Origin of the sequence: Corallococcus terminator (assembly GCF_003611635.1) — a bacterium.
Classification (GTDB): domain Bacteria; phylum Myxococcota; class Myxococcia; order Myxococcales; family Myxococcaceae; genus Corallococcus; species Corallococcus terminator.
Map to the genome: position 1 here is coordinate 25,893 of NZ_RAVZ01000071.1, position 6,455 is coordinate 32,347.

The 6,455-nt window shown below is 71.8% G+C and carries 6 protein-coding genes; 2 read left to right on the plus strand and 4 right to left on the minus strand.

What is annotated here, in order from left to right:
- Positions 1-10: 10 nt before the first annotated feature.
- On the minus strand, positions 11-709 hold the full coding sequence (locus D7V88_RS13160; RefSeq protein WP_120540985.1) for a (2Fe-2S)-binding protein: 699 nt from the start codon (positions 707-709) through the stop codon (positions 11-13).
- A 144-nt stretch (positions 710-853) separates the two neighbouring features.
- On the minus strand, positions 854-2,332 hold the full coding sequence (locus D7V88_RS13170) for a flavin-containing monooxygenase (RefSeq protein WP_244238122.1): 1,479 nt from the start codon (positions 2,330-2,332) through the stop codon (positions 854-856).
- 318 nt (positions 2,333-2,650) lie between these two features.
- Between D7V88_RS13170 and D7V88_RS13175 the strand changes: the two genes are divergently transcribed.
- Entirely contained in the window at positions 2,651-3,172 is a 522-nt protein-coding gene (locus D7V88_RS13175; protein WP_244238123.1) for a GNAT family N-acetyltransferase, read from the plus strand.
- Between the two features lie 28 nt (positions 3,173-3,200).
- On the opposite strand, the gene D7V88_RS13180 is transcribed toward D7V88_RS13175, so the two are convergent.
- Positions 3,201-4,889: a collagen-like domain-containing protein gene (locus D7V88_RS13180; protein WP_147448715.1), complete on the minus strand. Its 1,689-nt coding sequence runs from the start codon at positions 4,887-4,889 to the stop codon at positions 3,201-3,203.
- A gap of 185 nt (positions 4,890-5,074) precedes the next feature.
- On the opposite strand from D7V88_RS13180, the gene D7V88_RS13185 reads away from it, so the two are divergent.
- Complete coding sequence (locus tag D7V88_RS13185; protein ID WP_120540987.1) at positions 5,075-5,599, plus strand: phage tail protein; 525 nt, start codon at positions 5,075-5,077, stop codon at positions 5,597-5,599.
- A 45-nt stretch (positions 5,600-5,644) separates the two neighbouring features.
- On the opposite strand, the gene D7V88_RS13190 is transcribed toward D7V88_RS13185, so the two are convergent.
- Entirely contained in the window at positions 5,645-6,277 is a 633-nt protein-coding gene (locus tag D7V88_RS13190; protein ID WP_120540988.1) for a helix-turn-helix transcriptional regulator, read from the minus strand.
- Positions 6,278-6,455 lie beyond the last annotated feature (178 nt).

Here is a 6,455-nt window from a genome sequence, read left to right on the forward strand (position 1 = left end):
GCGTCCTTTCTCAGGCCTGCTTGCCGCGCGCGTCCCGGATGGCCGCGACGATGTTGGGATAGGCACCGCAGCGGCAGATGTTCCCGCACATGCCCTCGCGGATGTCCGCGTCCGTCTTCCCCCAGGGCTCGCGCGTGAAGCCCACCGCGCTCATGATCTGTCCCGGGGTGCAGTAGCCGCACTGGAAGCCGTCGTGTTCCACGAAGGCGGCCTGCATCGGGTGCAGCGCGTCGCCCTTCGCCAGGCCCTCGATGGTCGTGATGCGCTTGCCCTGCTGCATCACCGCCAGCGTCAGGCAACTGTTCACCCGACGCTCGTCCACCAGCACCGTGCACGCACCGCACTGGCCCAGGTCGCAGCCCTTCTTCGTCCCCGTCAAGCCCAGGCGTTCGCGGAGCGCGTCGAGCAGCGTCACGCGCGGCTCCACCTCCAGCGCGTGCTCCTTGCCGTTCACACTCAGCTTGATGGGCACCGCGGGCACCGACGGGCCCTCCAGCCCGGAAGGCCGGGGGCTCGCGGCGAACGCGGTCTCCGATGTCAGCAGGCCGGAGGCCAGCAGTGCCCCACCCACCACCGCCGTGCCGACGAACTCGCGGCGGGTCGGCCTGCCGTCCTCCTGCTCCGGGGGCTCGGGGGTTTCAGGCTCCGAGGATGCGGGCGCGGAACACGGGGCTCCGTTGAAGACAGGGGGAGGCTTCGGCTCGGACATGGGGCACATCCTCCAGGTGTTGGGAGGAGTACCGCTCCAGGTGCCCTTCCGGGAGGGCCTGTTGTCCGGGACTGTCCTGATTGCGACCGGGGCCTCCCGGCACCTGTCGGACAGGACACACCGATACGGATCCGCGCAGTGTGATCAGCCCGTGGCGCGCCGTGCGGAGGTGACGTAGTCGGACGGGTCGAAGTGCTCCACGCGCCGTCGGAAGGCGGCGGTGGTGCCGGGCCAGAGGGCGGAGTTGCGCCCCGTGGCATCCATGTACCAACTGCGACAACCGCCCTGGCTCCACACGGTCGTGGACATCCGCGCATCCAGTTCGTGGATGAAGGCGTCCTGCACCTCCGGCACGGGCTCCAGGGCGGCGCCCGCGCGCGCATCCAAATATCGCAGCGCGCCCAGCACATGCTCCAACTGGGCTTCCATCATCAACAGCACGGAGGTGTGTCCCAGGCCGGTGTTGGGCCCCTGGAGCAGGAAGAGGTTGGGAAAGCCGCTCACGGAGGTGCCCAGGTAGGCACGGGGACTTCCCTCCCAGACCTCCGCGAGCGTGCGTCCGTCGCGCCCCCGGATGTGGTGTCCCAGGGGCATGTCCGTCACCGCGAACCCGGTGCCGAAGACAAGCGTGTCCACCGGGTGCACGGCGCCGTCCTCCGTGACGACCTCGTGCTCGCGCACCTCCCGGATGAGGGGCGTGACGACCTCCACGTTGGGGCGCGTGAGGGCCGGCAGGTAGTTGTCGGAGATGAGGATGCGCTTGCAGCCCATCGTGTAGCGGGGCGTGAGCTTGTCGCGCAGCACCGGATCCGCCACGACGCTCCGGAGGTGACGGAGCACCCAACGCTGGGCCAGGCGCAGCACCCACGGGTGCTGGAAGCCCAGGGCGAGGGCATCCCGCAGCAGGCGCAAGCCCTCACGCAGGAGCCACCGGACACCTGGAACGCGGGTGTACAGCGCCTTGCGCAGCGTCCCGATGGGCTGGTCGCCCCGGGGCAGCACCCACGCGGGCGTGCGTTGGAAGAGGACGAGCCGCCCGACCACCGGTTGGATCTCCGGGATGAACTGCACCGCGGAGGCGCCCGTGCCCACCACGCCCACCGAGCGGCCCTCCAACGCGTACGCCGGGTCCCAGCGCGCCGAGTGCATCACCTTGCCCTGGAAGCGCTCCAGGCCGGGCAGCGCGGGGATGACCGGTTCGCTCAGCGCTCCCACCGCGGGCACGAAGACGTCCGCGGTGAGCGGCCCCTGGGTGGTTTCCAGCGCCCAGCGGTTGCGCGCGGCGTCCCAGCGCGCGGACAGGATGGCGTGCTGGAAGCGCAGGTGCGGCGCCAGGTGGAAGCGCTCGACGCATTCGCGCAGGTAGGCGTGGATCTCCCCGGCCGGGGAATAGACGCGCGACCAGCCGGGATTCGGCGCGAAGGAGAAGGAATACAGCAGGGACTGCACGTCGCACGCACAGCCGGGATAGACGTTGTCGCGCCAGACGCCGCCCACGTCGTCGGCGCGTTCAAGGACGAGGAAGTCCTCGATGCCCTCCTGCTTCAACCGGATGGCCATGCCCAGGCCGGCGAAACCGGCACCCGCGATGGCGACATGCACGTGTGACGGGAGACGGGACACCGGGTGGACCTCCTGGAGCGGACAGGCCGCCCCTCGGGATGGCGCTCCGCTACGGACCGGAGCAGGACAGGGAAGCCCATCCTCTCCCCGGGCCGGGCGCGCACGCCATCACCGAACCTCGCGCTTCAACGGATACGGTGACCCCGGTCCAGCGCACGGGCCTGCCTGCCCCCATGCCGCGCCCGGGGGAGGCGGTGCGCTTGGAAGGACCCGCGCGTCGGGCACCCGCGGGCCACGCCAGGGCGGCCGGAGGCTTCGGGAGGATACTGTCGTCCTGCCCGCGCATTTCGCGCCGCATCCCAGGACGGTCCCTCCACCGTGACGACTCCCGCGCCCTTCGAACCCCACCTGCGCCCCGTCACGCTCGCAGACGATGGCTTCCTCTTCACGCTCTACGCGAGCACCCGCGCCCGGGAGCTGGCCTCCTGGGGCTGGAGCGCCGCGCAGCAGGAGATCTTCCTGCGCACGCAGTACCAGGCCCAGTCGCGTCACTACGCCGCGATCTACTCCCCGGAAGGCCACGCCCTCATCGAGGTGGACGGCGTTTGCGTGGGCCGACAGTGGCTCGTGCGCACGGACGCGGAGACGCTGTTGGTTGACATGGCCCTGCTGCCCTCGCACCAGGGGCAGGGGCTGGGCACGCGATTGCTGTGCGCGATTCAAGAGGAGGCAACCCGGGCGCGCGTGCCCGTGCGGCTGAACGTCACGCGCGACAATCCGGCGCTGCGGCTCTACACCCGGCACGGGTTCATGCCCGTGCCGGGAAGTGAGTCGGCGTCACCGTACCTGGAGCTGCGGTGGCAGGCTCCGGAGGGGGACTCCGGAACCGGCCTCGGGTGAAGACCGGCTCCGGGATGGGGCCCATCGACTACAGGCCCAGCAGCGACTCCGGCTCGGGGGCGACCGTCTGGAGGAAGTAGCCGCCCGTACCCCCGCCGGCGTTCCCGTTCGTGGTCGTGCCCGGGATGATGCCGCCGCCATTGCCTCCCGAACCCCCGCTGCCGCCACCGCCGCCTGCCGTGACGATGCTGGTCCCCGTCTGCGGCGGCGCGCTGTTCCCCGCGCTCCCCCCCGCAACCACCACGGAGCCCGTCACGCTGGGGCTCGCGGAGGCGATGAAGTGGACGATGCCACCGCCACCGCCACCACCACCGCCCTCACCCGTGCCGCCGTTGCCGTTGAAGCCATCCGCACCATTGCCACCCTGCGCGCGGATGGCGCCCCCCAGCGTGATGCTCCCCTTCGCCGCCACCAGGACGATGCCGCCACCGCCGCCGCCCGTGCCCACGATGGATACGCCCGCGGTCTGCGGGTTCACGCCATTGGCACCGTTCGCGTTGATGGAGCCACCGACGACGATGCGCACGTTGCCCCGCGCGGCCAGCATCACCGCGCCACCGCCAGCACCACCGTCCGCGCCCGCACCCGCGTAGAGGCGAGCACCCGCTCCACCGGACGCGTTCTGGACTCGCCGCACCTGGGAGCCCTGGAACGACGCGAGCCCCACGCCACCGCTGTACAAACCCGCCGCCGTCCGGGCGACTCCGGTGGGAGCCTGACCGCCGCCCAGGTCCTCCGCCCCCGGACGCACGGTGAGTGTCCCGCTCACGGTGATGTCACCCGAGGAGCGCAGCACCGTGCCGCTGGGCACGAAGAGCGTGCCCACGATGTTGATGCTGCTGAACTGGAGGTTGAAGCCCGCGGGAAGCTGGGACACGCCCGCGGGGGTGGAGAGGTCCACCGTCTGGCCGGAGGCCACGGTGAACGCGCCCGCCGAACCGTCGCCGTAGAGGCCCAGCGTGCCCGCCACACCCGCGGGGCCCTGGGCTCCCGCCGCGCCCGTCGGACCCGTCGCTCCCGCCGGACCCGTCGCTCCCGCGGGGCCCACCGCGCCCGTCGCGCCCGTGGGGCCCGCCGCGCCCGTGTCACCCTTCGCGCCCGTCGTTCCCGCCGGACCCGTCGCTCCGGCAGGACCCGTGGGGCCCGCAGGGCCGATGGCGCCCGTCGTGCCCGTGTCGCCCTTCGCACCCGCAGCGCCCGTCGCTCCCGTCGGTCCGGCAGGACCCGCCGCGCCCGTCGCTCCTGGAGCCCCCTCGGGCCCCGTCGCTCCGGCAGGACCCGTGGGACCCGCCGCGCCCGTGTCGCCCTTCGCTCCAGCGGGGCCCGTGTCCCCCTTGGCGCCGGCAGGACCCGTGGGACCCGCGATGCCCTGGGGACCGCTGAGCCCCATCGGCCCCATGGCGCCTTGCGGGCCCGTCGCTCCGGCAGGACCCGTGGGGCCCGCGATGCCCTGCGGTCCGGGCTCGCCCGCACCCGCCGGGCCGATCTCGCCCTGAGGACCCATGAGGCCGGGCTCGCCCGTGGCGCCCTTCTCACCCTGGGGGCCAGCCGCGCCCGTCGCTCCCGCGGGGCCCGTCGCTCCCGGAGGGCCCTCGGGGCCAACAGGCCCATCCCCCGTCTGCCCCGTACAAGCGGACACCATCAAGGTCGCGCAGAGCGACCACACACGGAAGCCTGAGAACTCCCCACGCAGGGGCACGAAGGTTCGAAGTGACATGGATTGGGTCCTCCCCCAACAGCGGCGGTGTAGCGACGTGCAGCGTAGGAGAAAACGCCATCACGCTCTGTGAAGCATCGCACACCCCAGGTCGGGTTTCCGCATGACGCGCCACGACCTTTCTTCAGGAGGGAGAGGCATGTTCTGTTCGGCGCCCGACACGCACCATCCACCCAGGGGGAACCATGTCTGAACCGTACATCGGTCAAATCATCATGTTCGGAGGTGACTTCGCGCCTCGCGGCTGGGCACTCTGCAACGGCGCGCTGCTCTCCATCGCGCAGAACCAGGCCCTCTTCGCCATCCTGGGCATCACCTACGGCGGCAACGGCACGACGACCTTCGCGCTGCCGGACCTTCGAGGGCGCTTCCCCATGGCGCCGGGCCAGGGCCCGGGGTTGGCTCCGCACTCCCTGGGAGAGGTAGCCGGCGGGCAGTCGGTGACGCTGATCTCGACGCAGATGCCCGCGCACACCCACCCGCTGATGGCCAACATGCAGGAAGGCAACGCGGAGAGCCCGGAGGGCGCGTACCTCGCCGCCTATCCTCCCGGCACCACCCCGACCCCCTACAACACGACCCCCAACACGGTGATGGGGCCCCAGGCCGTGGGCATCGCCGGCGGCAGCCAGCCGGTGCCCATCATGAACCCGTACACCGTCGTGAACTTCATCATCGCGACGGAGGGCGTCTTCCCCTCGCGAGGCTGATGCGTGGCTTGCGCGGGCCCGGCCCCGAAGCAGGGGCCCGCGGCTTCACCCCAACACTTCCGCGCGGGTGATGCGGTCCAGCCGGAAGTGGCGCCGTTCGCCGGACGCGAGGTCCACCGCGTCCAGCCGCGTCTCGTGCCGGTCCATCACCACGGACTCGATGCGCACCTCGCGCACCGTCTCCAGGAAGTTGCCGTCCACGTAGGTGATGCGCATCGGCTGGCGCTCGAACCACGCGCGCTCCAGCGATTCACGCACGCCCTTGCGCGTGGGCAATGACGGCACGCCCAGGAAGGTGAGCTCCCGCAGCCGGGCCAGCAGTTCGCGCTGCGCGGACGTGGAGAGGGCCGAGCGCACCTTGTCGAGCGCCGACTCCAGCGTCCCCGTGAAGGGCAACAGCCGCATGTCGATGGCGAAGCGGCCCAGCGCCACCACGAGCGCCGCCTCGCGCGCGGTGAAGTTCACCGGCGGCAGGCTGTAGCTGCGGTCCAACGCGTAGCCGCCGCCCCGGCCCCGCTCCGCCCCCACCGGCAGGGACGCGGCGCGCAACGTGTCCAGGTCGCGGTAGATGGTCCGCACCGTCACGCCGAAGCGCTCCGCCAGCACCTCCGCGGTGACGCCGGTACGACGACCCCTCAGGTACTCCGCGAGGGCGAAAAGACGCTCGGTGCGCTGCATGGCCTTGGAATCCTGACATACCGCTGTCAGCCGGGGGCCTCAAGCTGGGGGAAAGCGACCGTGATGCGAAGCCCCTTCGACAGCCCGGTGGATCCGCCCACCGCCCGCCCTTGCGAACCCGGCACCGGGGCGCCTATGAGCACCGGGAGCGCGGCACGCACGCCGCCACGTCCCTCCC